At 56.1% G+C, this 25,911-nt stretch carries 23 protein-coding genes; 9 read left to right on the forward strand and 14 right to left on the reverse strand.

What is annotated here, in order from left to right; all coding sequences use genetic code 11:
* Positions 1–127 precede the first annotated feature (127 nt).
* Positions 128–517 (forward strand): hypothetical protein, encoded by a 390-nt coding sequence (locus A4E19_04055; GenBank protein OQW33565.1) that lies wholly within the window; start codon positions 128–130, stop codon positions 515–517.
* Positions 518–526: 9 nt separating this feature from the next.
* On the opposite strand, the gene A4E19_04060 is transcribed toward A4E19_04055, so the two are convergent.
* Complete coding sequence (locus tag A4E19_04060; protein OQW33566.1) at positions 527–895, reverse strand: hypothetical protein; 369 nt, start codon at positions 893–895, stop codon at positions 527–529.
* A 92-nt stretch (positions 896–987) separates the two neighbouring features.
* Between A4E19_04060 and A4E19_04065 the strand changes: the two genes are divergently transcribed.
* Entirely contained in the window at positions 988–1,338 is a 351-nt protein-coding gene (locus A4E19_04065; protein OQW33567.1) for an arsenate reductase, read from the forward strand.
* A 4-nt stretch (positions 1,339–1,342) separates the two neighbouring features.
* On the opposite strand, the gene A4E19_04070 is transcribed toward A4E19_04065, so the two are convergent.
* From A4E19_04070 to A4E19_04085, 4 genes are all read right to left on the reverse strand, one after another.
* Positions 1,343–2,653 carry a hypothetical protein gene (locus A4E19_04070; GenBank protein ID OQW33568.1) on the reverse strand — a complete coding sequence of 437 codons (1,311 nt, stop codon included), beginning with the start codon at positions 2,651–2,653 and terminating at the stop codon, positions 1,343–1,345.
* Positions 2,654–2,853: 200 nt separating this feature from the next.
* Positions 2,854–4,065, reverse strand: coding sequence for a hypothetical protein (locus tag A4E19_04075; protein OQW33569.1), 1,212 nt, complete (start codon positions 4,063–4,065; stop codon positions 2,854–2,856).
* A gap of 7 nt (positions 4,066–4,072) precedes the next feature.
* Positions 4,073–4,702: a hypothetical protein gene (locus A4E19_04080; protein OQW33570.1), complete on the reverse strand. Its 630-nt coding sequence runs from the start codon at positions 4,700–4,702 to the stop codon at positions 4,073–4,075.
* A 99-nt stretch (positions 4,703–4,801) separates the two neighbouring features.
* Positions 4,802–6,244, reverse strand: coding sequence for a malate dehydrogenase (locus A4E19_04085; GenBank protein ID OQW33571.1), 1,443 nt, complete (start codon positions 6,242–6,244; stop codon positions 4,802–4,804).
* A gap of 141 nt (positions 6,245–6,385) precedes the next feature.
* On the opposite strand from A4E19_04085, the gene A4E19_04090 reads away from it, so the two are divergent.
* The 5 genes from A4E19_04090 to A4E19_04110 all read left to right on the forward strand — a co-directional run bounded on the left by A4E19_04090 (position 6,386) and on the right by A4E19_04110 (position 13,751).
* On the forward strand, positions 6,386–10,066 hold the full coding sequence (locus tag A4E19_04090) for a hypothetical protein (GenBank protein OQW33572.1): 3,681 nt from the start codon (positions 6,386–6,388) through the stop codon (positions 10,064–10,066).
* 34 nt (positions 10,067–10,100) lie between these two features.
* Positions 10,101–10,673 (forward strand): hypothetical protein, encoded by a 573-nt coding sequence (locus A4E19_04095; GenBank protein OQW33573.1) that lies wholly within the window; start codon positions 10,101–10,103, stop codon positions 10,671–10,673.
* Positions 10,674–10,781: 108 nt separating this feature from the next.
* Positions 10,782–12,335, forward strand: a complete 1,554-nt coding sequence (locus A4E19_04100; GenBank protein OQW33574.1) for an exopolyphosphatase — start codon at positions 10,782–10,784, stop codon at positions 12,333–12,335.
* Positions 12,332–13,081 (forward strand): thymidylate kinase, encoded by a 750-nt coding sequence (locus A4E19_04105; protein ID OQW33575.1) that lies wholly within the window; start codon positions 12,332–12,334, stop codon positions 13,079–13,081. Before A4E19_04100 ends, A4E19_04105 begins: the two co-directional genes overlap by 4 nt.
* Positions 13,029–13,751 (forward strand): hypothetical protein, encoded by a 723-nt coding sequence (locus tag A4E19_04110; GenBank protein OQW33576.1) that lies wholly within the window; start codon positions 13,029–13,031, stop codon positions 13,749–13,751. The genes A4E19_04105 and A4E19_04110 overlap by 53 nt, the downstream gene beginning before the upstream one ends.
* Here A4E19_04110 and A4E19_04115 read toward each other — a convergent pair.
* The gene (locus A4E19_04115; protein OQW33577.1) at positions 13,748–14,281 is read right to left on the reverse strand and encodes a hypothetical protein; all 534 of its coding nucleotides are present in this window, start codon (positions 14,279–14,281) and stop codon (positions 13,748–13,750) included. The two genes, A4E19_04110 and A4E19_04115, sit on opposite strands and share 4 nt — an antisense overlap.
* Positions 14,282–14,486: 205 nt before the next feature.
* Between A4E19_04115 and A4E19_04120 the strand changes: the two genes are divergently transcribed.
* Positions 14,487–15,011, forward strand: a complete 525-nt coding sequence (locus A4E19_04120; protein OQW33578.1) for a hypothetical protein — start codon at positions 14,487–14,489, stop codon at positions 15,009–15,011.
* Positions 15,008–15,211: a hypothetical protein gene (locus tag A4E19_04125; GenBank protein ID OQW33579.1), complete on the forward strand. Its 204-nt coding sequence runs from the start codon at positions 15,008–15,010 to the stop codon at positions 15,209–15,211. Before A4E19_04120 ends, A4E19_04125 begins: the two co-directional genes overlap by 4 nt.
* A 13-nt stretch (positions 15,212–15,224) precedes the next feature.
* Here A4E19_04125 and A4E19_04130 read toward each other — a convergent pair whose 3' ends face one another.
* The 8 genes from A4E19_04130 to A4E19_04165 form a co-directional block, all read right to left on the reverse strand.
* A complete protein-coding gene (locus A4E19_04130; GenBank protein OQW33580.1) occupies positions 15,225–15,653 on the reverse strand; it encodes a hypothetical protein in 429 nt (142 codons plus the stop codon).
* Between the two features lie 228 nt (positions 15,654–15,881).
* Positions 15,882–17,309 (reverse strand): hypothetical protein, encoded by a 1,428-nt coding sequence (locus tag A4E19_04135; GenBank protein OQW33581.1) that lies wholly within the window; start codon positions 17,307–17,309, stop codon positions 15,882–15,884.
* A 24-nt stretch (positions 17,310–17,333) separates the two neighbouring features.
* Positions 17,334–18,155 carry an exopolysaccharide biosynthesis protein gene (locus A4E19_04140; GenBank protein ID OQW33582.1) on the reverse strand — a complete coding sequence of 274 codons (822 nt, stop codon included), beginning with the start codon at positions 18,153–18,155 and terminating at the stop codon, positions 17,334–17,336.
* 13 nt (positions 18,156–18,168) lie between these two features.
* A complete protein-coding gene (locus A4E19_04145) occupies positions 18,169–19,899 on the reverse strand; it encodes a hypothetical protein (protein OQW33583.1) in 1,731 nt (576 codons plus the stop codon).
* 46 nt (positions 19,900–19,945) lie between these two features.
* A complete protein-coding gene (locus A4E19_04150) occupies positions 19,946–21,103 on the reverse strand; it encodes a hypothetical protein (GenBank protein OQW33584.1) in 1,158 nt (385 codons plus the stop codon).
* A gap of 74 nt (positions 21,104–21,177) precedes the next feature.
* Positions 21,178–21,780 carry a sugar transporter gene (locus A4E19_04155; protein ID OQW33585.1) on the reverse strand — a complete coding sequence of 201 codons (603 nt, stop codon included), beginning with the start codon at positions 21,778–21,780 and terminating at the stop codon, positions 21,178–21,180.
* Between the two features lie 9 nt (positions 21,781–21,789).
* The gene (locus A4E19_04160) at positions 21,790–24,219 is read right to left on the reverse strand and encodes a hypothetical protein (GenBank protein OQW33586.1); all 2,430 of its coding nucleotides are present in this window, start codon (positions 24,217–24,219) and stop codon (positions 21,790–21,792) included.
* A gap of 29 nt (positions 24,220–24,248) precedes the next feature.
* Positions 24,249–25,883, reverse strand: coding sequence for a hypothetical protein (locus A4E19_04165; GenBank protein ID OQW33587.1), 1,635 nt, complete (start codon positions 25,881–25,883; stop codon positions 24,249–24,251).
* Between the last annotated feature and the right edge of the window lie 28 nt (positions 25,884–25,911).

Genomic DNA, 25,911 nt, shown 5'->3' on the forward strand with positions numbered 1-25,911 from the left:
CTTGATTACCCTACCATGGCGACGCGTCGTTCTTGCAATGAAAAATCGTGCTTGGCATACTGAATTCTACGAACTCGCCGTGCCGTCGCGATTGGACGATATCGGCACATGGACCAGATCGTGACCGATGCGAACAGCCCTCTTCATGTGCGGCGTTGTCCTCACGATGACGGAAGTCATGCACGCCTCATCCGCCGTCGCGGAGGAAGATATGGTGGCGTTTGCCGTCGTGAGCGAGCTTCCCAAGGACAAGAGTCGGGTTCCTGCGAAGGTCGCCATCGATGGAGCGGTCACCGACATGAAGCTCCTCGCCTCTGATTCCATCCTGTCGAATTTGGTCTGGAAAAAATTGGAAATCTGCCATGCACTCAAGCTCGAAGGGCACAAGTCTTCGGAAGGTTTCCGGATACAGTCCGTGCGTGCCATCGATGGAGCCATGCTGCCGATGGTACTACAGGGCTTCGCGGGAGATTGTCTGCTCAAAAAGGCGCTGGAAGTAGCGCCCTTTGTCGACTAAGATCGGAGATCAGGCCATGCAGTCCGGACATTGCTCAGGTTCATGGTCGGACTCATATTCCTCCATGGTAAGCGGAAAGAGCGTCTCACAGGATCGGCAGTGCCGGATCTCGAAATAGGGGATGCCCTGCTCGTCGATTTCGGTGGGAAGAAGAAGCTCGTGAGGGTCGTAACCCACGAGTCCTTCATCGCTGAACTTGACAACGGCGAGTCGATCGTTAAAAGCTTCAAAGGTGCCTTCTTGCCCTTTCCGAGCGAGCACATGCCCAAGGACAAAGACCGGCTGTCCCTTACGCTTGATACGAAGGTCCTTCAGCCTGCGCTGGGAGGCAGTGGCACAGGCGAACTGACCGGCGGAAGTGGTACCGACCCACGGCATAGAAGACCTTGTTGACACACCACTGATTAGGATCTAATCATAGACCGAAAAAAATCGTCAAGACCGGTCTTTCCACCAAGGAGCACGTGATCATGGCGGACATTACCATCTATCAGAAACCGACCTGCACGACATGCCGGCAGGCCGTCCAGCTGCTCAAGGACAGCGGTAAGCCCTATACGGCGATCAACTACTACGAGCGTCCCTTTACCAAAGGGCAGCTGAAAATTTTGCTGAAGAAGGCCGGCTTGTCCCCTCAAGACGTGCTTCGAACAAAAGAAGAGATTTATCGGGAACTTGGTCTTGGGACGAAGCAACTGTCAGACGATGCGCTCCTTGACCTGATGGTCAAACACCCCGATTTGATTCAACGGCCGATCGTGGAGAAAGGCGACCAAGCCATTTTGGCAAGACCAGCCGACTCGATCAAGAAACTCCTGTGACCCGTCAGGAGTGCTCGAACTCACTATACGCAACGATACGTCCTGTTTCAGCAAGAGATGGTTTGCGAGGTTCTAGCATGACCGACCCTCGTTTGACCTGGTTTCCCCCTGCTCCTTTGACATCGTACAATGCCCGATACGCTGCTTTGGTGACCAGGTCAAGCGAGGCTCCTGCATTCCCTGTTTCCGCAAATCCGATACTGGCTGTGATCACGAGCTCTTCATATCCAGATCGTGGACGCGATGACCGTACTCTTTCGAAAACACGATCGTGACGCCCCAAATAGATGGTCATGTGTTCCACGGCTTTGCGGATGTGTTCGAGTGCCACGAGGGTTTCCACTGCGGTTTTCTGAGAGAACAGAACCGTGAATTCCTCACCAGCCAGCCGAAAGACCTTTCCAGATCCGCCCGCAGCCATGACTCTTGGAGCCACAAGACGAAGGACCTGATCGCTGACCGATTTGCCATGCAGGTTTCCGTATTGTTTCACTTGGTCGAGGCCGACGACCGCGAGAACAAACTTCTTCCCGAGATTCGCCACAGCGCCCTCATAGGCCAGCTTGCCTAGGGCACCGGTCAGTTCGTCACGGTAACTGCGCTGATGCCATGCCTGGAGGAACGTCAGAAAGAGAATCAGACCGGCGGCAGAGAAGAAATTGGCGGCCGACCATCCCTCATGGTGTTTGTGAAATGCGACAAAGACGGCGAGTAATGCCCAAACCGTTCCACCATCCATCGGATTTTTATCGACGGCATACCGTCCACTGATCAAGACCAAGGCGAGGCTAAATGCGAACAGAGCCGGCTGGGAAAGACTCGTCCAACCAGCCCCCTCCCGTATGGGAACCAGCGGCTGTTGAAACACATGTGCAACACCGGCTGGATCCGATCGAGCGATCGCGAGTATCAAGAGAGGTTGGAACAGGATGAGTGCCAGGCGCAAGGCCCCAGGCCAGGCGGAAGGAGGATCTACTTTGATAAGAGAAAGGGCCAACAAGTTCAGTGGCACTAAGAACGCCGCTGCCGAAAACATCACCTGGCCAAATGACTTGGGATCCGTCTCCGTCGGCGGCACCAGAATGACGGCACAGTCGGCAAATACAAGGATGATGAGCGAAAGAATCAAACGGCTACTCGATAGAAACCAGCCAAAGAATAACCCGAACGCCAGTACGATAAATGGAAGCGCGTGAACGAAACCCTGAACCCAGGGCGGCAAATCTCGTGGACGAAGGAAGCCGAGGGCGGCAAGAAAAATGATGCCTCCTGGCACAATGAAAGCAAGGAGCGATGTGACGATTGGAGGCATCATGTGCTGAGAAGAACAGCACCAGATGCCACCTCAATGAGCGAGAACCGTACCAAGTTCCAGCAGGAAAACCGTGAAAAGACGGTTACAAGATATTGATTTTTAGCGAGATTACCGCAGTGTATCAGTGAACAGTTCGCCCGAATCAGGATAGTGCCATGAGAATCAACGTTTTGTTCCGTTTTGAACGGGTGCGAGACGGTTCATTGCTCGGATAGGGGTTCAGTGGGGATCCAATCAATAGTCCGCTTTTTTGGATCAATAGTAAAGGCGACTTTGCCGTCCAACGCGTCCAGCAGCAGCTCTCCCACCAAGATTCGCCTCCATCCCTTCAGGAGCGGCAGATCTAAGGCCGATCGATCCGTCTTCGCGTCGATCAACTCCTGGAGGTCCCCCGTCGTCGCCAACAAGGTCGGGGCGATCTCTTCTTCGAGGGCGCGCGCCTTGACGATCGCCTGAAGCAGCTCCACAAACCCGTTCCATTCCGGCTCAGGTTTTCGCTCCTTGGTGAGCACCGGCCAGGCCGAGGGGGGAAGCGCGAGCGCCGCTTGCATCGTGGCGAGAATCGATTCGCCGTTACGGTCGATCTCTGACGTATGAAGGCCCCTTACTTTTCGCAACTCATCCTGATGGCGTGGAGGATGTCGCGCCAACTGTAGTAATACTTCGTCACGGACGACCCGGCTCCGTGGCACATTTCTCCGTTTCGCCTCCCCCTCTCGCCAGGCGGCCAGCTCCCGAAGCACCGCGACCGATTTGGGCTTCAGCTGATCCCATCCTCGTATCCGCTGGTAGCGTTCTTGCGGTTCGCGTCGTGTCTCGCCGACGACACCCTCAAGACGTGAAAACTCCTCATGGGCCCACTGCAGTCTGCCCAGTTTCGAGAGGCGGTTGTGCAGATGGTCATGGATGGGCAGCAAAAACGTCACGTCCTCGAGTGCGTAGGCCAATTGGTCCTGGGACAAGGGGCGCGCGCTCCAATTCGTAAAGGTATGAGCCTTGTCCAGCCTTGTTCCATGCACCCGTTGAACTAGGTTGGCATAAGCGACCTGCGGACCAAAACCGACCATCGCCGCGGCGATCTGGGTATCGAAGAACGGTTTGGGGATCTGCCCGGCGTGGAGGGCAAACAGGTCCAGGTCTTGCCGTCCCGCATGCACAACCTTTTGAATCCGCACGTCGCAGACAATCTCCCAAAATCCGTCAAGGACCTTCCCTGACTGAACGGCCGGGAAGTCGATGACGGCGGCCGTGTGGTCGGTCGCCACTTGAATGAGTTCGAGCTTCGGCACGAAACTTTCTTCACCCACGAATTCCGTATCGAGCGCCAGGCGCGGGCTGTCCCGCAGTTGCTCACACAATTCGCTGAGCGCGTTTGTGCTCGTGATGTAGTGATATGGACTAGGCATCGTCACAGGTGCGTTACTCGGAAGGGCTGTAGCGGCGATCCGGAGGCAACATCGGCTCCGTATTGCTGAGACTGAGGTATTCCTTCAGAAACTGATAGGCGTCCAACATGCGGCGAAGTTCCGGTTCAGAGCTGCGATCGCCGTTGTTCGCATCGGGGTGGAGTTGCTTCGCCTTGCTTCGAAACGCGGTGGTGACATCGGCCAGAGAACTGCCGAACTCCACCCCCATAATAGCGTAGGCGTCCATCGCGTTATTCACGCCATGTGGATTCTCCGACGGCGCCCCTGCTCCACCGGCGGCTTTGAGCATATCGGCGAGACTGATCCGCTTGCGGCGCCGCCGGGGACGCTCCCGAATTTCGCTGTCGAACTCATCCCATCGCTCTTCGACGAATTCCAGCCTGGACTCCAGACGCATGGCCCCGGCCAAATCCCGAATCACATCCAATTCTTCCTCGATCTCGAGGAGCGATTTGATGATTTCCTCGAGTCCCTGTTCCACCTGGAAAAACCCGTCGACACGGGCTTCCATCATCGTCTCGACGGCGCAATCCATGCTGTCTTCAGTCTTTGAACGCAATGATCCGATTCGTTTTTGCATCCCGCTACGGAATTTCAGAAACTTCGCGGTCGAAAAGGGCATGGTCTGTCAGCTTCTGAGAAAGGGGTATTCTACCACAGCTTGAACGACGGCCTGAAGACCGCCACGATCTTCTTTTTCGGGGGAATATTGTGGGAGTGTTTACTCGAGGGTGGGCAGATCGTCCGCCTTGGCCCTTCTTCTGGCCACCCCGCTGGCGCGGGCCGCCGCAGCGACCGCCCGCGCCACACGCGGGACGACTTCCTTGTCAAACACGCTGGGAATGATATAGTCCTCGCTCAGAGTCCCTTCCGGAATCACGTGGGCAATGGCCTGGGCTGCGGCCAACTTCATCGCCTCGTTGATTTGGCTGGCCTGCACATCGAGCGCGCCCCGAAAGATCCCGGGAAACGCGAGTGCATTGTTGATTTGATTCGGATAATCGGATCGCCCGGTCGCAAAGATAGCGGCGTGAGTCGCCCCTACTTCCGGAGGAACCTCCGGATCCGGGTTAGCCAAGGCAAAGACGATTCGATCCCGGACCATGAGATTGAGATCGTCCGCAGTCACGACATTCCCGACCGACAGCCCGATAAAGACATCGGCATCCTTCAACGCATCGCGCAACGTGCCTCTCGGGCGGTCCCGCGTCAAACAGGCCCGCAGATCGGCTCGGCAGGCACGCAGTTGCTCGGCTTCTCCGTACAGGATGATGCCTTCCTTGTCGCATCCCAATACATGGGCCGCACCGGCGGCCAACAACATGCGGCAGCATGCGGTTCCCGCGGCACCGAGACCGTTGACGACAATCCGAGCCTGTTCCAGCTGTTTACCGGTCACCCTGAGCGCATTGGTCAATGCCGCCAGCAGGACCACCGCCGTGCCATGCTGGTCGTCGTGCATGACGGGGATATCGAGCACTTGCTTTAGTGTGCGCTCGATCTCGAAGCAGCGGGGCGCGCTGATGTCTTCTAAATTGATGCCGCCGAACCCCGGTGCGATTCCTTGGACAATCCGAACGATCTCGTCCGGTTCCTGCGTGTGCACACAAATCGGCCAGGCATCGATGCCGGCCAGCTCTTTAAAGAGCATCACCTTCCCTTCCATGACCGGGAGAGCCGCTTCCGGACCGAGATTGCCCAAGCCCAACACCGCGGAGCCGTCCGAGACGACGGCCACGCTATTGCTCTTGCTCGTAAAGGTATAAACTTTGGACTTGTCTTTCGCGATTGCGTGAGCCACACGGCCGACCCCAGGGGTATAGACCATGGACAACACGTTTCTGGTACTGATCGGAAACTTGCTGCTCACACGAATCTTACCTCCGAGATGGAGGAGAAAAATCCGGTCGGACGCCGACAGGACGGTGACGTCCGGCAATTCATTCAACCGCGCCAGAACTTTCTCGCCGTGCTCCTCACTCTGCACGTCGAAGGTGATATCTCGCACCATGCGTGTCCTGGTCGCCGATACGATGTCGACGGCGCCCAAATTGGCCTGTTCTTCCGCCAGCAGGGCCGCTACTTTGGCGAACATACCCGGCTTATTCGCGAGTTCCAGTCGGACGGTCAGCCGGTAATTGGAGTATGGACCGATGTCTCTCATTCATGTCCTCCCCGTCTAGACTACCATAACTTCTGCTCACGGCCAGTTAAACGGGTAGTAAGAAAACCGGAAATCCCGCCGTCAACGGCTCTTTTCAGGACTCCGTTGACGCTGTTCCAGCCACGATGCTAGGTTGGCTATATGTCAGCTCCTTCGGGCACACGGACTCCCAATCGACTCGTTCATGAAACGAGTCCCTATCTCCTGCAACATGCCTACAACCCCGTGGATTGGTACCCCTGGGGACCGGAAGCCTTGCAGGCGGCCAAAGAAAAGAATCGTCCCATCTTGCTCTCGATCGGCTATTCCGCCTGTCACTGGTGCCACGTGATGGAACGCGAGTCTTTTGAGGACGATGCGATTGCCGAGCTCATGAATCGATGGTTTATCTGCATCAAGGTCGACCGGGAGGAGCGGCCCGATCTCGATGAGATTTACATGGCCGCCACCGTGGCGATGAACCACGGTCAGGGTGGTTGGCCGATGACGGTATTTCTGACGCCGGCCCAGGAGCCGTTTTTCGCCGGAACCTATTTCCCTCCGGAAGACCGTTGGGGCCGACCTGGGTTTGCCAGCGTCCTAAAAAAGATTGCGGATTATTGGGACACCCGTCCATCGGAAATCCGGGATCAGGCCAAGGAGTTGACGGCACAACTACAAGGTTCAAGAGGGACTCTCTCTCCCATCTCCATCAGCGAATCGGTGCTGGAAGAAGCGGTCGCCCAATTCGCGGACGATTTCGATGAAACCCACGGTGGATTCGGAACGGCGCCCAAGTTTCCCCCGGCGATGGGATTGTCGTTCTTACTGCGAAGTCATCGGCGCTCGCGCAATGCCCACACGCTCAAGATGGTCACCACAACCCTCGACATGATGGCTGCCGGCGGCATCTACGACCACATTGGCGGCGGTTTTGCGCGTTATTCCACAGACGCACGATGGCTGGTGCCGCATTTCGAGAAAATGCTCTATGACAACGCGCTGTTGGCGCGCGTGTACGTCGAGGCTTATCAAGTCACCAAGAAATCTGCCTATCGGCAAGTGGCGACCGAGGTGCTCGACTATGTGCGTCGCGAAATGACGGGACCGGAAGGTGGTTTCTACTCATCGACGGATGCCGACTCCGAGGGTGTCGAGGGGAAGTTTTTCGTCTGGACCCCCACCGAGGTGCGGAATGTCCTCCAGAACGACGAAGATGCACGGCGATTCTGCGCGCTGTACGACATCACGGAATCGGGCAATTGGGAACATACGAACATCCCCAATCGCCTTCGTCCGCTCGAAGAGGTGGCCCGGCAGCTGAATCTGACCACCGATGAGTTGTTGGAAAGCGCGTCCCGTGCCAAGCCGCTGTTATATGAAGCCCGCCGACATCGTGTCTCACCAGGTCTGGATGACAAGGTGATCACCGCCTGGAACGGCATGATGCTGTCGGCCATGGCCGAAGCAGCCCGCGTCTTCGGACACACCGCCTATCTCGAGAGCGCTCAACGAACCGCCGACTTTCTGCTTCACAGCCATACCAAACCGGACGACCGATTATTGCGCACATCCCGCGGCGGCCGCGCCCACCTCGAGGCGTACCTTGAAGACTATGCGTACCTGACAGAGGGGTTGCTGGATCTCTATGAAGCCGGTTCCGCTGAATCATATCTCCACGCCGCGGCACGACTGGCGGAATACGTGATCAGCGATTTTATGGACCAGGAACAGGGCGGATTTTTCACGACCGCGAAACAGCATGAATCCCTCATCCTCCGCCACCGGGAGGGTATGGACGGAGCCACTCCGAGCGCCAACGCCGTTGCCGCGTCGGCGCTCGCCAGACTGTCGTTTCATTTCGATCGCGAAGATTGGCGCCGCGCCGCGACCGCCGCCATACGCGCCCACGGCCGGCAAATATCCCGTTACCCGCGTGCATTCGCCAAAAGTCTGGCCGTCGTCGATTTTTTGACCGAAGGACCAGTTGAAGTGGCCATCGTGGGCGATGAGCCGCAGAACAGCCTTCGCGCACTTCGTGACGCAGTGGCACAGTGCTATCTTCCCAACCGCATCGTGGCGACCGGCTCCCCGGGAGAGCCATCTTCTCTCCCACTCTTAAAGGATAGACCGACCGTTTCCGGCAAGCCCACGTTGTACATTTGTCGAAACTACACCTGCCGGCAGCCGATCACCGACCCCCGTTCCGTCGCCGATGCATTGCGGAACGATCAGCCTGGCTCGATGGATCGCCGAGCCGGGCCGAAACTGCTGCAGGGGGCCAGCCTCCCTGGAAACGCCACCGTTCAAGGAACGGCGACTTATGCGTCCCGCATGATGGCGCGTGCCGGCGAAGCGGGATTGGCACGAGGCTTTACCCTGCTCGGAGCGACCGGCCTGACCACGACACGACTGGGGTTTGGAACATACCGCGTCGATATGCAAAGTCCCGAACACCGGGATGCATTGAGGAAGGCGCTGCGAGAATCGTGCAACCTCATCGACACCTCGACGAATTACACCGACGGCGACAGCGAGCGACTGGTGGGATCCGTGCTGGCCGAACTGGTGGCATCGGGTGAAATCCGCCGCGACGAAATCATCGTGGTCTCCAAAATAGGGTATATTCAAGGGCAGAATCTCAAACTGGCTCAAGCCAACGAACAATCGGGGCGCCCGTACCCCGAACTGGTGAAGTACGGAGACGGCATGTGGCATTGCCTCCATCCGGAATTCTTGGCGGACCAGCTGGCGCTGTCCCTGGATCGTCTGGGACTTGCCACGCTCGATATCTGCCTCTTGCATAATCCTGAATATTTTCTTTTGGAAGCGACGCATCGCGGGGGAGAAGATCTGGAAAAACTCCGAGGCGACTTCTATGCCCGGCTCGAACGGGCGTTCATCTACTTCGAGACGCAAATCAAGGCTGGGCGTCTTCAGTTTTACGGGGTGTCGTCGAACACCGTGACCTCTGCCGCCGACGACCCGGCTGCGACTTCGCTCGGACGGATGGTGGAGGCCGCCGAAGCCGCCGCTCGATCCGCCGGCGCGCCCAACCATCATTTTCGAGTGCTGCAATGCCCGATGAATCTCTTCGAGGCCGGAGCCGCCAGAACCGCCAACACCGGCCCGTCGAAGGATCAGACCGTGTTGGAATATGCCCGACAGAATCATATCGCGGTGTTGGTGAACAGGCCCTTGAACGCCATGGTGGCTCCGAACACCATGTTACGGCTGGCCGATCTGCCGCTCGAAGATCCCCCCATCGATATCGATCGCTCTCTGAGCTCGGTAAGCGCTCTCGAGCAGGAATACCGTTCATCCCTTGCGCCGGCGGTGCCGCCGACCGGGTCGGGGGCAGCGCCGGCCGAATTCTTCAACTGGTCTTCCGAGTTGCAACGCATCCGTCCACAGATTCAGGGGCTCGAACATTGGGAACAGATTGAACATCGCATGATCGCGCCACAAATCAATCACGTCTTACAGCTGCTCTCACATCAGCTTTCCGGAGACGTCGCCGAACAATGGGAACGTTGGCGTCAGCGCTACATCCCTGAGCTGTTGACGTTGCTGCGCGGGTTCCGGCGCGAAGCGACCTTGAAAAGCCATGCGCAAACGGAACGAGTCTCTCGAGCAATCGATCCGCTCCTGCCGGTGTCGCACCGCGCCGCTTCGCTGTCCCAAAAAATGTTGTGGCTCCTTGCGAGTACGCCTGGAGTCACCTGCGTGTTGAACGGCATGCGATCACCGGGATACGTGACGGATGCCTTGACGATCTTACGATGGGAACCGATCAACGATACCCGGCCGATCTATGAAGAAGCGATGACGCGTCCTCAATGACGATCGGCTGTCCTTCACTCGGAGGGAGTGACCTATGAGACAGGTTCTGGCTGTCATTGCATCCGGCACATTGGTCATCGCTCTCCTTCTCGGACAAGGTTGCTCGGCACGGTGGTGGTGGGAATCGGAATCGGGCCAAGAGGAACTGGCACAGGGAGAACTGATCAAGGAGCCCACGATCAAAGAAATTCCCCCCGACGACAGGCACCTGACCGACTCACGCACAGGACCGGCCATGCAGTCGGAACTCGTGTCCCGGAATGCCACCGGCCTGTCTCATGGGACATTGAGCGATGTCCTGTTCGATTTCGATCAAGACACCCTTCGAACGGATGCGATGCGTGTCTTGGAGTCCAACGTGAAGGAGCTTCGGCATGGCACGGTGACCCATCTTATCCTGGAAGGCCGCGGCGACGACTTCGGCACATCCGCGTATAATCTCGTGCTGGCCGAGCGCCGAGCCAGGAACGTGAAATCCTACCTTCGGGAACTGGGGCTCTCCATCGATGTCAAGACCACGAGTTACGGAAAAGATCGCCCCCTGTGCTTCGAATATACCAGCGACTGTCGGCAACACAACCGCAGCGTCCATTTTGTCGTCAAGTGATGTGTCCGTCACTTTCAGGCTGTAATACAAAGTTAACACTCCGATTGTTGACAGCCCCTTCCGCTTTCATTACTGTCTGCAAGCCTCCCGATTCATAAGGATGATCTTGTGTCGAAACTCGCCGTCATCGACATAGGCACCAACTCCATTCACATGGTACTGGCCGAGATTCTGCCGGATGCCAGTTTCAAAATACTCGATCGGTTCAAAGACATCACGCGGCTTGGCAACGGTGTGTTCGCCACCAAGCGGCTTTCCGACGAAGCCATGGCGCGCGCCTTGGACGTCCTCAACACGTTGGTCACGCTCGCCCGAAACAAAGGATTTGACCGTATCATCGCCGTCGCAACCAGCGCAGTGCGCGAAGCTCAAAATGGCGGTGATTTCGTCGCCTTCATCATGGAGCAGATGGGGCTGCGGGTGCGGGTGATCAGCGGGACAGAGGAAGCTCGGCTGATTTTCCTGGGAGTCAAAAACAGTATCGCGCTCCCGGACGGACCGACTCTTATCGTCGACATCGGAGGCGGATCCGTGGAATTGATCGTGGGCAACCCGGAAGGGTTGATCCACGGCAAGAGCCTCAAACTCGGTGCGATCCGTTTGGCGGAGCACTTCCTCCCCAAGACTCCACCCTCCGAGTCGATGATGCAGGCCCTGGAGCAGGCCGTGCTCACCCACCTGCGCGAGGCGTTTGCCTCCTTCAAGATCAAGAAGTTTCATTCACTGGTCGCCACGTCCGGCATGGCGGGAAACATCGGCGAGGTCGTCCACTACCGTCAAACCGGACGACCATTGCCCCAGCACAACCTTGCGACGATCTCGCTGAAAGATCTCCGATCTCTTGAAACGGAACTGGCCAAGTCATCGGTGAAGGCTCGTTTGGCGATCCCCGGTCTGGACCCCAAGCGTGTCGATACGCTGTTGCCGGCCGCCGTGGTCCTCCGCCGTCTTCTGGAGCTGTCCGGCCTCAACGAGGTGACGCTCTGCGACAAAGCCATTCGAGAGGGTGTGATCTATGACTTTGTCGCGCGGCACCGAGAGGGGCTCAAAGCGGAAAACGATATTCCAGACGTTCGGCGCCGGAACGTGATCGGCCTTGCCCGCCGCTGCCACGCGCCCGAGGCGCACTCGCAGCACGTGGCCGGCTTGGCATTGCGTCTCTTCGATCAAACTAAACGGGAACATCACTTGGGCCAACAGGAACGCACTTGGTTGGAATACGCGGCCGTCTTGCACGATGTGGGATATCTCATCAACCCGCGCCAACATCACAAACACACCTACTATCTGATCAAGCACAGCGATCTGGGGGGCTTCACGGCCGAGGAGATCGATGTCGTCGCCAACATCGCGCGCTACCACCGACGAGCATTGCCGTCGCTGAAGCATGAAGGATTCGATGATCTCACACCTCGCATACAGCGCGTGGTCAAAATCCTCGCCTCGTTGTTGCGGATCGCCGACGGGCTCGATCGGACACATTTTTCCCTGGTCCAGGCCGTGAACGTCAAGTTTGGGAAGCAGATGACGATCGAAGTACATCTGACAGGAGACGCGGAGATGGAGTTATGGGCCGCGAAAAGCAGAGCCGACCTCTTCGAACAGATCTTCCGTCGCCGCGTTCAGTTCATCGGAGTGCCGCTGGGAACCGAGCCATCATGACCGACCCTCACACAACGAAGACAGCCCCTCATCCTCATCCCGGCAAGCTGATCATCGTCGAAGGCATCGACGGATCCGGCAAAAGCACCCAACTGCAATTGCTGCATAAGTGGTTGGAGTCCAAGGGGCACAAGGTGTTTTTTACCGAATGGAACTCCTCGGAACTCGTGAAAGAGACTACTAAACGCGGGAAAAAATCGAAGAGCCTTACTCCGACGACATTCAGCTTGCTACACGCCACGGACTTTGCCAGCCGGCTCTATCATCAGATTCTCCCCCCGTTGAAGGCCGGGATGATCGTCCTAGCCGATCGATACATGTACACGGCGTTTGCACGCGATGTCGTGCGGGGCGTCTCCCACGAGTGGGTGCGGAAACTGTACGCGTTTGCGATCAGGCCGGATATGGCGTTTTACTTCAACGTTCCGATCGAAGTCGCGATCTCTCGACTCTCGCGAGGAACCCGCGGGCACTTCAAGTACTATGAAGCCGGGATGGATCTGAATCTGAGTCCGGATATCACCGAAAGCTTCAGGCTTTTTCAGTCTCGCATCCTCACCGAATACGACAAGATCGTCGACGAATTCGGCCTCTTGACGATGGATGCGACTCAAGACATCGAGACGCAACAGGAACAGATGCGGGCGCTTGTGGAAGAAGCGCTCCGCGGCTATAAACCAAGACGAGGCACCTATGGGCGACGCACGCTTTTTTGGCGACGGTTTGAAGTACCTCGATCCGAGTGACCTCAAAGGCAAGCTGATCGCCATTGAAGGAACCGACGGAGTCGGTCGATCGACCCACATTGAGATGCTGCAAGAATGGCTGGAGGTCCAAGGGTACGGCGTAATGACGACCGGATGGACCAGATCCAACCTCATGTCCAAAACGATCGAGATGGCGAAGGCCGGCAATATCGTCGATCGTTGGTCCCTCAGTTTGCTCTACGCGACCGATTTCGCCGATCGTCTCGAGCATCAGATCATTCCGGCTCTTCGATCCGGATTCGTCGTGCTGGCCGACCGCTACATCTATACGGCGTTCGCGCGCGACTTCGTGCGGAGCGCCGACCGACAATGGATCCGCGACGTGTTCGGTTTTGCGGTGATTCCCGACCTGGTCTGCTATCTTCGGATCGATGTTGAAACCCTGGCACTTCGGGTCATCGAGACCACCGGAATGAATTATTGGGAATCCGGCATGGATCTGCGGCTCGGAGCAGACCTCTATGACAGCTTTAAGAAATATCAAACCCTGCTGATCGAAGAATTCGATAAGATGGCGATGGAGTTTCGCTTTAATGTCGTGGATGCCAGGAAATCGCCCGAAGAGATTCAGGATGAGCTCCGAGGATACATTCTCCCGGTCCTACAGAACCATAAGCCATCGGCCGACGGCCAATCGGCCGCCTCTTAAGTTTTCCTCGCTCGTTTCATGCCATATGCTCTCTTGCCCATGGTTCGAAGCTGAATCGGCTGAAGCCACCAACGTAGGTGTCCCTGGCCCGGTTTCATCGTATTCTCTCCCGCAATACAAGCAGCCCCGGCTTTCTTGAGGGGAAAATTAGAGAGCACTTTCCCACAGAGCAACAGACTTGCTGCTTCACCAAGCTGAGGTTCATGGCCCACACAGACCACCACGGCATCGGATGGAAGGGTGTGCAGAACACTGACCAGTTGATCGGGCTTCGCCCCCACCGCCAACTCTTCCCGTGTCTCGACCTTTACCATAGGACAGAGGGCCACACGCAAGAGCCTGGCCGTATCGTAGGCCCTCACGAACGGGCTCGTCAGCAGATGCGTCGGTTTACAATCCAGTGCGGCGAGCCCTTCAGCCGCCTGGCGAACACGCCGTTTCCCCTTCTCCGTGAGAGGGCGATTCTCCTCCGTCCCTTCCCATTCTTCAGGCTCCATAGCGATCCCGTGACGAACCAGAATACAGTCCATAACGACCCTCCTCATCGTGGAGCACGAGACTACCACACAGGCCCCAAGTAATTAACATGAGTTTTACATGGAGATGACAATTGTGAAACGGTGGCTCGATACCCTCACATCAAGATACAAGGACAGAGTCGGGACACACACAACACGAGAGACACTGATCTCGGCCATAGCTTTTTAGGTACGAATAGGGAGGACACACGACATCATGTCGCAGCCGGCACTCGAATCGATTCGTTGGTTTGATGACAAGACCGCCCGCCAGCGTCTCGCCCAATTCGATTTTCTCGATGTGTGGAGCTGGGGCATGAAAGGTGTGCTCAGCCTGGTGATTCTGACGCTCCTCACGGCCTTGACCGGTGGTGCGCTCAAAACGTTTTGGGATATCCGTTTGCTCGTCGACCACTCTCCCGAAGTCGTGTTGCGGCAAGTCATCGTGAATACGCTCATCCTACTGGCGATTGTCGAAGTCTTCAAAACAACGGTGACCTATTTCCGTGAAGGTCGCGTGAAGGTGACGTTCATCGTCGATACGATCCTGGTCGTTATGCTGACGGAAGTGATTTCTCAATGGTTCAAAGGAGGAAACTGGCAATCCCTGGCGACACTCTGCGGAATGTTGCTGGTTCTAGGGATCGTGCGCATCATGGCCGTTCGGTGGAGTCCGGCCTTGAGAACCGGGGTCAAGGATACCCGTCACGCGAACCTGTGCGAACAGGGAGGAGCACCATGACTCAACAAGCTTCGGCGAAAGTGCTGGCCATCATCCAAGAGCGGCGACAGATCCCTCTTGAGGAACTTCTCGTCTCTCTGCCCGAATGCACCTGGAACCAAGTGTTCTCGTTGGTCGACGAACTCAGCCGACGAGATTTAATTCGTTTGCAACGACGAGGGTTCGACTACGAATTGTGCGCCTCTTCCTCGCCCGCTTAGCCACTGTCTCGGACTAACTTTTTTTAGGGGTTACAGGCGGGCGACGGGAACTGAGCCGCTCTATACGCTCTGCCACATCTCGGTATGTCGCATCCTCCCGCCTAATCCAACGATAGGCCTCCAACGTTTCGGCAATACGATCCAATGATTCCAACGTCCGGCCTAGAACATAGAGAATCTGAACGGTTTCCTTGGAGGACGCCGGTGTGGTGTTGAGCGCCTTCTGAAACGCCGTGATCGCATCCTCGTAGCGGCCGGACAATTTATAACACAGCCCAATCTGTGCATAGGCCTTGACTGCCAAGGACAGATTCACGGCGGCCAATTCAAACTGATCGATGGCGGCCTTGTGCAATCCGGCGTTTTTTAACGCCAGCCCCCGCTCATAGCGCTCAGCAGGGCTCACATCGGGGTCGGCCGAGTCCTGGATCGGATTCGACATGATCTTCTTGTTCCTCGATCGCGAACGGCATACCGTTCAATACAAGCAGAAATCCTCGCGTTTAGACAGAAAGAATGGAAAAGCCGCATGAAAAATGAGTGGTCTACGCTTTACGAATGAGTCCAAACTCCCGTTAGACATCGTCTTTCCTATACCGATGAGGAGACATAACCAATTAGGATACGGAGTTTTTCATTTCCCAATGGCGCGGAAGTCTGAGGAAATGCCCTACAAAAAGAGAGAGGACCGTCTATTTCTGACCGCCGATGAGAAGGCGTAGAACAAGTGGACCGCACCACTGAACCACGAATATTTTTCCGATGCGGGTTTCCCTGTATCAATCGACCGCTTGAGAATCTGCCGCAACTCTCGTAATCGGTTCGCGACATCTCTAAAGGTTGAGGTCGTATGAGTAATGCGAAGATAGACCTCGAGAGCTTCGTTCGCCTTCCCGACGGCCTCGAGATTACGCCCTAAGACATAGAGCACATCCAGCACATCGTGCTGCTGAGCCCGAGGGTCCTCTAGAGCGGTGCGGAACGCCTGTATGGCGGCATGATGCTCCTTCATCTTGACGTAGCACAATCCGACTTGTGAATAGGCCTTGAACCAGATCGACTTATCTCTGGCCGCCGTATGAAACAGCCCCACTGCTTCTTTCAAATGCCCTTCCTCCTTGAGCACCATCGCCCGCATGTAGTCCTCCTCGGAAGAGGTCGCCCGATGAGGCTCAGTTGATTCTTGAACCGGCGTGGTCGGCTCTGGGCTCGGAATCGGATCATCCAGCTCGGATGGATCCGCTGGAACCTCCGCCAATTCGAGCAACTCTTCTTTGGCGGCCAGAGGAAGAATTCCTCCCTTGCTTCGGTCCAGAGCGGCTTGGGCCACCAGTTTGGCGGTAACAATTCTTGCCTGTTCCGCGTACCCGTAGGTCAAGGCGATATCCGACACTTGATTGATCAGTCGCGGGTTTCCCCGGCTCAATCGATGCATCAAGGCACAGGCCTTGTTCGTAAAGAGAGACGGGCAACCTCCAGCGACGCGTATTCGATGGCGCACGTAATTCGCAGTATCCACTTCAGAGAGCGGTTTCAGATGATAGTCGACGACGATCCGCTGCGCGAATTGCGTCATATCGATGCGCTGGAGCAGTGTATGGAGATCGGGTTGGCCGGAAAGAATGATCTGGAGCTTCAAGGTCCTACCGTCGTTCATGTTAGACAATAGCCGCAATTCTTCGAGCAGCTCAGCCCCCAGGCTTTGTGCTTCATCAACAATGAGGATGACCCGGCGCGAACGTTTGGACTCCTGCGCAAGAAAATCTGAGAATAAATGATAGGCTTCGATGGGATCCAGCCGCTTGGTGCTTAACCCGAGCGACAACAGAATCCATGGCAGGAGCTGCTCGATGTCGTAACGGGCATTGGTCACGAGCCCGATTTTATGTTTGCTTCCGTGCTCGGCGATGAGCTTCTGCAGAAGGGAAGTCTTCCCCATCCCGGGATCACCCGTGAGCACCATAAACGGCGCCTGACTCAAAATCCCATATTCCAGCAAACTGTAGGCGGCTTGGTGCTCGGATCCCGGGTAGAGAAAACTGCTGTCCGGCAGAAGCGCAAACGGTTTGGTCTTGAACTGATAAAACGCTTCGTACATAGATCCGCCGCGCGATGACCGCGTCTACATGGACACCATGGCCTTCATCTGTGCAAGCGTCAATGACGATCGGCCGGCCTTGTTCAACACCGTTCCCAATACCGGGCGTGAGTTTTTGACGAGCGTCAGGGCTCGCTGGAGTTCGTCACCCGTCGTCTTCCCTTCCTCCACGACCATCAAAAGGGCGTCCGTATACGGGGAGAACGCCAAGACATCCGCCGTATGGAGCAATGGAGGCAGGTCGAATATCACGACGCGAGACGGATACCGATGCTTCAACTCCTCGACGAGCGCCAGCATTTTGGGAGAGGTTAAGATCTCCGTGGAGTTTGAGATCGCTCGTCCTCCCGGCAACAAGACGAACCGTCCGATTCCCGGGTGGAGAAGCAGGTCTTCGACGGGCTGATCGTCCAACAGATAGTCTGCTAGACCGAGGCAGTCGTTCAAGCCGAAGACCTGATGCACGGTGGGATCCTGTAGATCGGAATCGACGAGCAGCACCGTCTGGGTCGTCTCCATGGCCAGACTGACCGCCAAGTTGACGGCAGTCAGAGTCTTGCCTTCGCCGTAACCAGGACTCGTCACTCCCACCACGTTCCACCCGTTCTCTCGCAGTCGCTGCGTGACCTGCGTTCGAAGAATCTTATACGCATCGACGAACGGTCCTTTCTTGTGTGCCGCCATGACTCGGTGTCCGTGCAAAACGTCATACGGAATACTGAGCGACTTGGTTCGTGTATAGGTGATCGATGGCGGCACCGATTGAGCAGTCCGTCTGGAGGTCTCTCCCTGGGAGGAGCCTTTAGAGTCTCTATACAATTCAAGAGCCGTACGAATACGATCCATGAGAACCTTTCTATTACTCCATGCCAAACCGCCTCAGCGCGGTATACCACAAGACGTCCAAAGGAACGACAAACACGTGCAGTAACAAGAGAACCGTCGTAAACGCGCCGATGCCTGCGGTTTGAACCATCCGACGCCGAAACTTCGCCTGAGACACATCAGCTTCGTTCGGCATGAATGGAATCACCGCCAGAGGGAAATGCTGTGTCAAGGCGACGAGCTGATCAGGCGTCCGGATTGAATGATCAAGTGATTCGGCCGCGGCTCCCAAACCGACTCCACCGCCGATGGCAAGAATAAATCCCAGAAGGACAATGGCGACACGATTCGGTTTGTACGGCTTTTCAGGGAGACCAGGAGGATCGATCAATGAAAAGCGTTCGCCCTTTCGTTGAACTTCCAAACCTTCAGCCACTTTCGCTTCCAACAGGCGTGATCGAATGTCCTGATATTTTTGTCCGGAGGTATCTCGATCACGTATCAGGACCAGATACTCTGGTTCGATCATCGGACCCTTTTCCAGGCGTGTCGCATACTCCTGTAGTCGACGTTTGATATCCTGCCTGGTCTTTCGCAACGCTTCCAAGGAAGACCGGGCTGAATTCAACTGAGCCTGAAGATTGATATAGGCGGGATTTTCCGGTCGTTGATGGTTGTTTTTGCTCGATACGGCTCGCAGCCGCAGGACCTCCTGCTCAAGAGCGGAGATTTTTCTCCTGGCCTGTACGATGTCGGGATGGTCGCTCCCCAACCGTTCCAAGTCGGCCGTCAATGCCGCACGTGCATCGATGAGTCGCTTCGAGGTTTCCTCCGCATCGGGCAGTTGTCCCGTCTCTCGTTCCAAAGCCTCGATTTCCTGTTTCATCTTGATCATGTCCGGATGATCAACCGAAAGATTGGCCGAGGCACCCGCATATTCGGCGCGAAGTGCCCGTAAGCGCTCGGATGAATCCAGTATACGTTCGCCTGTCACGGACAGGATGGGCGTATTCGGTTTGATCGTCGCCAATTCTCCTTCAAGATAGGATTTTCGTTCCTCAAGACTTCGGACCTGCTGGTCGACGTCCGACAATTCCCGTTCAGCCTGGTTCATCAACTGTTGATTCAACGGCGTCAGCTCCGGGAGTGCCCCGTTGGCTCGTTGCTTGAACGCTGCGATCTTTTCATCGATTTCGCCGATGTGCCGGGCCAAATTCTCCGCTTCTTGCTGTAGAAACGAGGTGGCCTCCTGAGCCTGGCGTTCTCGACTCTTGAGGTTTTCTCCCAAAAACAAGCTAGTGAGTTCATTCGCCACTTTCTGAGCTACTTCGGGAGAGCGGTTTTGATAGGCCACCGTGAAGGCGATGGTCGCCTTTGTCGGATGCTGGGTGCGTTTATCCACCACATCCGCGCTCATCACTTCGACTTGGATGTCTTTGATAAAGCTCTTCACCACTTCTTCAGCCGGGCTATTCTTACGTTGATCTTCATACAGATTGAATTGTTCGACCACCTTCCAGAGCGTCGTGCGACTCATGACCTGCTGTTTGATGGTCTCGATCCGTTGATCCGCATAACTCGTGATGGTCGATCGGACAAGGTCAGACGGAATTTCTTGTTCTTCAATCAATATCGTCGCCGTCGACTTATAGGTCGGCGGCCAAAGAAATGCCGTCATCAAGGATATGATGAACAGACTCAGTCCGGTGAGCAGGACCGATTTTCGGCGGCGACGAAAAGCCGCGAGGTAGTCCTTCAAATTCATATTGGGTCCGGATGTTGGTAGGGAAACGTGTGTCTGTGCCATAGATTCAGTTTGAAAATGAGAATTTGGGTGGATAATAGGTCACCATGAACGTCGTCGCATGGGATTGGGCTGAATCCGCAGCCGTATCAACGTCACGCCATCGATACATGTACGACACCTCGGCCTGCCACCATTCGAAAAACGTCCATGAGAGTTTCGGCGCCATGCTGACATAGCTGCTGTCCGGAAAGACTCCGCCGATGGCCGCCTGTGTCTTTCCGGAAGTCCGGACACCGACCAGATTAAAGGAACAAGCCAGGGTTTCGGATATTTCATATGACCCGGATAGTTCGCCCCGGTGGGTTTGGATGAGCAATCCAAATCCACTGGGCCCTAGATCACGGGCAAAGGACACGTGAAGGGCGGCCCGCTCAAACTTCTTTTCCATGCTGGCTCCAGTCACCAACACCGTATCCCTGGCCGTGATGTTTCCGGACGACGTTTGCGATGTGGAGGACAAGAATTTCGGGCCTCCATACACGGTGCCGGTCAGCGATTCGCTGAAGACATGCGTCAGACTCATGTTGATGCCCGGGAAATCGGCTCGAAACCCAAACGGCGAATCCGTGGTCCGGAAGTGAACATACGACCCGGACAATTGAAGGTTATCCCGCTCGCTCAGTTGATACAATAAACCGCCGGACCAACCCGCAACGCGATAATCAACCAACCGAGGACTCTCATACGCGGTGTCTGAAAACTGAACGCTCGATTGTACCGACAATGTTTCGGTCACGCGTCTGGTCCACGTCGGGTTCGCCGTCCACTGATTGCGTTGAGTAAATTCCAGGACAACTCCCGTCTCTTGCAATTCTCCAAGCAAGGTATTGTCGCGAGTGAAGCCACCGGAGAACCCGATGGTGTCTTTTTCGGTCCTATACCTCGCGGACAAGGGAGCAAAAACATTCGTAAACTGTCTCTCTTCCTCGCCGAAATACCCGACCACGTCCGTGGCAAGCCGGCTGCTGACATCAAGACGTTCTGTCTTGCCGGCAAACTCCGCCGCGGGTGTCACCCATATGCCGTAGGTCTCGTCATGTGCCAGAGGGGTCAAAACTAAGTTGCTGTTATAGACACCTTTCACCCCGACGGATGGCGCCACGGACCACTCGGCGGCTTCTGATTGTGACACGACGCTCCATGCAATGATCACCGCCGTCAAAAGAACCGAGACGGCAGCCCTCCGACTGCACGTCCGGCCTCTCAAATTAGCGCTCGGTTGCATGCGCGGGATGGTCAAGGCACCATGACGATGTCACCGCGCTGGAGCAGGATGTTCTGTTCCAAATCCCTCCCCTTGCGGACATCTCCATAGCGGAAGGGAATCGCACGTTGTGCTCCTCTCACTCGACGCATGACCTTGATATCATTTTCCGCGGCGAACGGAGTCAGACCACCGGCAAGACTGAGTGCTTGCAGGACGTCGGTATAATGGCCGATCAAGTACTCACCGGGCTTATTCACTCGCCCGACGACGTAGACCTTGTAACTGATGACTTTGGTGACCGCCACGGAAACATTGGGATTCGGAATATACTTCGTCAGCCGCTTCACGATGTCGCCGCGAATCTCCTCGACCGTTCGGTCTTCGGCCTGAATATCGCCAATCAGGGGAAACGAAAACATCCCGTCCGGGCGGACGACAACCTCTCGTGTCAACTGTTCATCCTTCCACACCGATACCAGCAAGATATCCTCGGGACCGAGGCGATACTCGGGATCGGCCATCGACACCACTCCAGGCGTTATCGCATCACCTGCCAGAGCAATCGAATTCACTAGCACTGCCGCTGCAACGACAAGCAAACCGCCGATGATCGATCGAACAGAACAACACATAGGTTCTCCTTACCCCCGTATCTGCGCGAGGGCCTGCTCCGCCTCTCGTCGCCCTTCGAATGGATCCGAATTCTTGAGAGCCTTCGACAGGTAGGTCCGAGCTTCGGTACGCTTCCCGGACTGAAAGAACGCCATCCCAAGATGATAATTCAACACGGACATGTCCGGAGATTTGGTGACCGCATCTTTCAACAATCGAATCGCTTCTTCCGGTTGTCCCATCTTGAACCGTACCCATCCCAGCGTATCGATAAAGAGGGGATGCGGAGCGTCTTTTTCAAAGTCCCGGCTGAGCGCGAAGGCCCTCTGCAAGCTCGATGGATCACCCTTATAATCCACCAGTAAGATCGCCAGATTATTGGCCGCCAGCAGGTTTCGAGGATTCACGCGCAAGGTCGTCTCATAAGCGGCCATGGCACGATCGATCTGCCCCTGTTCGGAATGCGCGGAGGCCAAGAGCATATGCAATTCCTCGCTATCCGGATTGGCCCTGAGACCTTCTTGTAGAATCTGGACAGCCACGTCCGACTGCTTCCGAGACAATGCCAACGTCGCCCAGTTGAGCCAAGGCGCCATCCACTTTGGATTCAGCCGCACGGCCTCTCGATAATGGACAGCCGCCTCTTCGTATTCGTGGGTCACAGCCAAGACTTCCCCCAACAATCCATGCACGAATGGATGATCCTTGCGAGACGCAACCAGAGACTCCAGCCGAGCCTTGGACTGTGCAATCTGCCCCAGAGCAACTTCCACCTTCACCAGCGACAGAAGCGGCTCTGGTTCATTTGGGGCTAAAGTCGCCGCACGCTCGTAGGCTCGACTCGCCTCGGCCAAACGGCTCTGGGCTTCATAGAATCGTCCCTCAGCCAACAGGGCGACATAGCTATTGCTTGCAATCTGGCGGAGGCGCCTCAAAGTTTGCTCCGCTCCCTGCCAGTTCTTCGTCACCAGATCCAACGTCATCAGCATATCGACCGCGTCGACATCATCGGGACGCTGTTTCAGTAAGTCTTCGAGTCTGGCACGGGCCTGCCGATACCGTCCGCTTTTGCTCTCCAGGACGGCCAAGGATCGCTTCGCATCCACCTGATCCGGATAGAGCGCCACGGCCCGCTCAAAACTATCTTTGGCAAGATTGATATCGCCGGTAAGCTGATAGGCCTGACCGAGTAGATAATGCACGGTAGCCAACTCTGGTTGATCGTGCAGGACGGTACGAAACGCCTGCACCGCTTCTTTTCCGTTTCTTCTGGCCAACGCCAGCCGTCCTGACAGAATCAACCCTTCCGATGATCGAGGATTGTCTTTCAGCACCTCCTGCGCCTGGCGCTCGGCATCGGCATGTTTCCCCTCCACAAAATCCATCTCCGCCAATCGGACCTTGGCTTCCAGACCGGCGGGCTTGTCGAGGTACTCCTCGACCAATGCGGTATAACGCGCACGAGCTTTGCCATGCTGTCCGCTTTTCCTGTAGAGCGCACTCAACCCGAGCTGGATTTTGGTTGATTGCGGGATTTGCACCATCGCATCAAGCAGCACCTGCTCGGCAGAAACCACGTCCCGTTTGTTCACAAAGAACTCGGCGAGGAGTAGCCGGCGCTCCTCACTGCTTGGGTCCAAAGCCACCGTCTCTCGCAATACAGCTTCCGCCTTCTGCTCCGCCCCTACCCCAATGTAGAAGCGGGCGAGTCTCACCCGATGATCAAAAGACGTCGGTTCAGCTTCAACCATCCGATGCAGGACTGCCTCGGCACCGGCCATGTTGTGGGCCTGTGTCAGGATCCTATGTAAATTGTTCAGAAGATCTAGGTCCCTTGGATGGGTCTCGAGTGCGCCCTTCAATGTCGTCTCCGCGTCACGATAGCGCCGCTGCTGGCCATATAATGTCGCGAGAAGAATGGCCACATCCGGTTCATTTGGAAACTCCTTCGCGAGGGCTTCAGCCTTGGGAACAGCGGAAGGGATCGCCTCATCCGTCACGGCTTCCGCCGCAATCTTTAACGCCAAGGCCTGAGGGTGATGTGGATCTTTTTTCAGGATCTTGTCCGCGGCTTCAACCACATGATCCGTCAGTCTCGCTTCAAGATAATACTTGGCCAGCGTGATGAGGGCGGCCGTATGATCGGGGACCAGGCGGACAGCCTCTTGATACAGTTGAACGGCGTTACGCCAGTTTTTCTCTTTTTCTTCGACTTGAGCAAAGAGATAGTAGGCCTCCGCATCTTTTGGATCGATCTTCAGCACGTTTCTCAACGCCACCCGTGCTTTGGGGTAATTGGCCGCCTCAATGTACTCATTCGCCCGGGCAAAGTATTTTGCCTTCCTTTCCTCCGGACCTCCGCACGCGGTGACCGTGAAGAGCGCCACAAGCGCGCCACCGATCAACACGCACGTGCCGGAGATCGGCACTGATTTTTTATGAAGAAATAAGGCAAGCATGGGGCTAGGTTATTACGTAACCTGTTTCGCTACAACAAAATCCGAATTCCGAGCCCGAACAGAATCCAGAGTGATACAAGGCCGAGCTGCTTGACGCGGTTTGCAAAGGTATGCAACAGCAGCTCAAACGAAAAAAAAAGCACCATCAATTTGGCGGCGAAGACGCCCAAGTGTGCTATGTCGGCACTGACTTCCGGAAGCAGCGGAAACGTCACGGCCAAGAACACCATCAGATAGTCGAGCGGTGTGGTTTGAAAACGGTTGTCTTCGTTGAACCGTAGGCTCAATAAGACCATGACGGCAACCATGACGAAAAACACGTTGTGGGCCATCGCCACGGCGGACATGGACCGATATCTTGATGCCTCGCACACATACAGCAGAAATGTCGTCCCGACATAGAGCCCGCCGCGCACAAAATACGGCGCGACCCGAGGAGAGAACGAGAGACCGAGCAACACAATGCCGAATATGATGATCGACAGATACCCGACATCCGACGGCACGTTCGATGGGACAAATACCAATGCAATCAGAAAGCAGGGAACCGTCACGGCGAGAAACTGCGTGGGCAGATCCGTCAGCCAGCGGCCATTCATCAGTCTTGTCATCGTCACATTCGGGAGGAAATGGCGGCCTTGTGCAGTGAGATTGGGAAGAAGGCCGCGCCCTGCTGCGATGAACAACATCAAGACTGATCCGGCGATCATGAGATAGAGCGGCAGGATCAAGGTATCGGATTCCCACCGCAGAACGTAGGCCAAGCCCAGCATTCCTGCCTGGATCACGTAGATGACGGTGACGGCTTCATAATGCGTGAACCCAAAGCGAAGCAGCTTGTGGTGAATGTGCGCACGATCGCCGATGAACGGAGAACGGCCTTCCGCCAGCCGTTGTCCCGTCACGCCGAGCGTGTCCAGAAACGGCAACCCCAATAAGAAGAGCGCGAGGCTCGGACTGAAGGGACCGCGTGATGAATCCGTCAACAGCACAGCGAGGACACCCATGATGAATCCCAGCAACTGGCTGCCGCCGTCTCCCATGAAAATCCGAGCCGGATATGTGTTGTACCGTAAGAAACCCAACAGTCCTCCAAGAAAAGGGACCGTCAACAACAAGACCGTCGAGTCATTGGAAAGATAGGCTAAATAGGCAATCCCCGTCAGAGTTAGAAACGACAGGCCACCGGCCAACCCATCCAATCCATCCGTCAAATTGACTGCATTGGACACCCCCACGAGAAACACGACGGTGATGCTCATGCCGATCCATGCCGGCACTTCCACATCAGGCAAGAAAGGAAGCGTGGTAAACCAGATACCTCCACCCCAAACAACCACAAAGGCTGCGAGCAACTGTCCAACGAGCTTGCTTCGGTAGCCAAGGTCGACACGGTCGTCCCAGACACCGAATCCCACAATGATGACACTGCCCAAAAGAACCGACAGTGTGGTCGCCTCTTTTGGGCCCCACCAGGCGATCGACGCACAGGCGCCGACGGCAAAGGCAAGTCCGCCGATCCGTGGAACCGGATGTTCATGAACCTTCCGGCCTCCCGGCTGATCCATGATCTGAAAGCGCTCTGCCATAATCCGCAGAAGTGGAATCAGCGCCATGCACAGCAGCAAGGCGGTCATGGAACTAAAGAACAGCGCGTTCACCATAGACAGTCTCTCAACATTCTCACCAACG

Source organism: Nitrospira sp. SG-bin1 (assembly GCA_002083365.1).
Classification (GTDB): Bacteria; Nitrospirota; Nitrospiria; order Nitrospirales; family Nitrospiraceae; genus Nitrospira_D.

Excerpts from the sequence above, each read along its gene's own strand:
- A4E19_04055 (OQW33565.1), top strand. The coding sequence starts at position 128 with ATGCGAACAGCCCTCTTCATGTGCGGCGTTGTCCTCACGATGACGGAA.
- A4E19_04060 (OQW33566.1), bottom strand. The coding sequence starts at position 895 with ATGCCGTGGGTCGGTACCACTTCCGCCGGTCAGTTCGCCTGTGCCACT.
- A4E19_04065 (OQW33567.1), top strand. The coding sequence starts at position 988 with ATGGCGGACATTACCATCTATCAGAAACCGACCTGCACGACATGCCGG.
- A4E19_04070 (OQW33568.1), bottom strand. The coding sequence starts at position 2,653 with ATGATGCCTCCAATCGTCACATCGCTCCTTGCTTTCATTGTGCCAGGA.
- A4E19_04080 (OQW33570.1), bottom strand. The coding sequence starts at position 4,702 with ATGCCCTTTTCGACCGCGAAGTTTCTGAAATTCCGTAGCGGGATGCAA.
- A4E19_04085 (OQW33571.1), bottom strand. The coding sequence starts at position 6,244 with ATGAGAGACATCGGTCCATACTCCAATTACCGGCTGACCGTCCGACTG.
- A4E19_04090 (OQW33572.1), top strand. The coding sequence starts at position 6,386 with ATGTCAGCTCCTTCGGGCACACGGACTCCCAATCGACTCGTTCATGAA.
- A4E19_04095 (OQW33573.1), top strand. The coding sequence starts at position 10,101 with ATGAGACAGGTTCTGGCTGTCATTGCATCCGGCACATTGGTCATCGCT.
- A4E19_04105 (OQW33575.1), top strand. The coding sequence starts at position 12,332 with ATGACCGACCCTCACACAACGAAGACAGCCCCTCATCCTCATCCCGGC.
- A4E19_04110 (OQW33576.1), top strand. The coding sequence starts at position 13,029 with ATGGGCGACGCACGCTTTTTTGGCGACGGTTTGAAGTACCTCGATCCG.
- A4E19_04115 (OQW33577.1), bottom strand. The coding sequence starts at position 14,281 with ATGGACTGTATTCTGGTTCGTCACGGGATCGCTATGGAGCCTGAAGAA.
- A4E19_04120 (OQW33578.1), top strand. The coding sequence starts at position 14,487 with ATGTCGCAGCCGGCACTCGAATCGATTCGTTGGTTTGATGACAAGACC.
- A4E19_04125 (OQW33579.1), top strand. The coding sequence starts at position 15,008 with ATGACTCAACAAGCTTCGGCGAAAGTGCTGGCCATCATCCAAGAGCGG.
- A4E19_04130 (OQW33580.1), bottom strand. The coding sequence starts at position 15,653 with ATGTCGAATCCGATCCAGGACTCGGCCGACCCCGATGTGAGCCCTGCT.
- A4E19_04135 (OQW33581.1), bottom strand. The coding sequence starts at position 17,309 with ATGTACGAAGCGTTTTATCAGTTCAAGACCAAACCGTTTGCGCTTCTG.
- A4E19_04140 (OQW33582.1), bottom strand. The coding sequence starts at position 18,155 with ATGGATCGTATTCGTACGGCTCTTGAATTGTATAGAGACTCTAAAGGC.
- A4E19_04145 (OQW33583.1), bottom strand. The coding sequence starts at position 19,899 with ATGAATTTGAAGGACTACCTCGCGGCTTTTCGTCGCCGCCGAAAATCG.
- A4E19_04155 (OQW33585.1), bottom strand. The coding sequence starts at position 21,780 with ATGTGTTGTTCTGTTCGATCGATCATCGGCGGTTTGCTTGTCGTTGCA.
- A4E19_04160 (OQW33586.1), bottom strand. The coding sequence starts at position 24,219 with ATGCTTGCCTTATTTCTTCATAAAAAATCAGTGCCGATCTCCGGCACG.
- A4E19_04165 (OQW33587.1), bottom strand. The coding sequence starts at position 25,883 with ATGGTGAACGCGCTGTTCTTTAGTTCCATGACCGCCTTGCTGCTGTGC.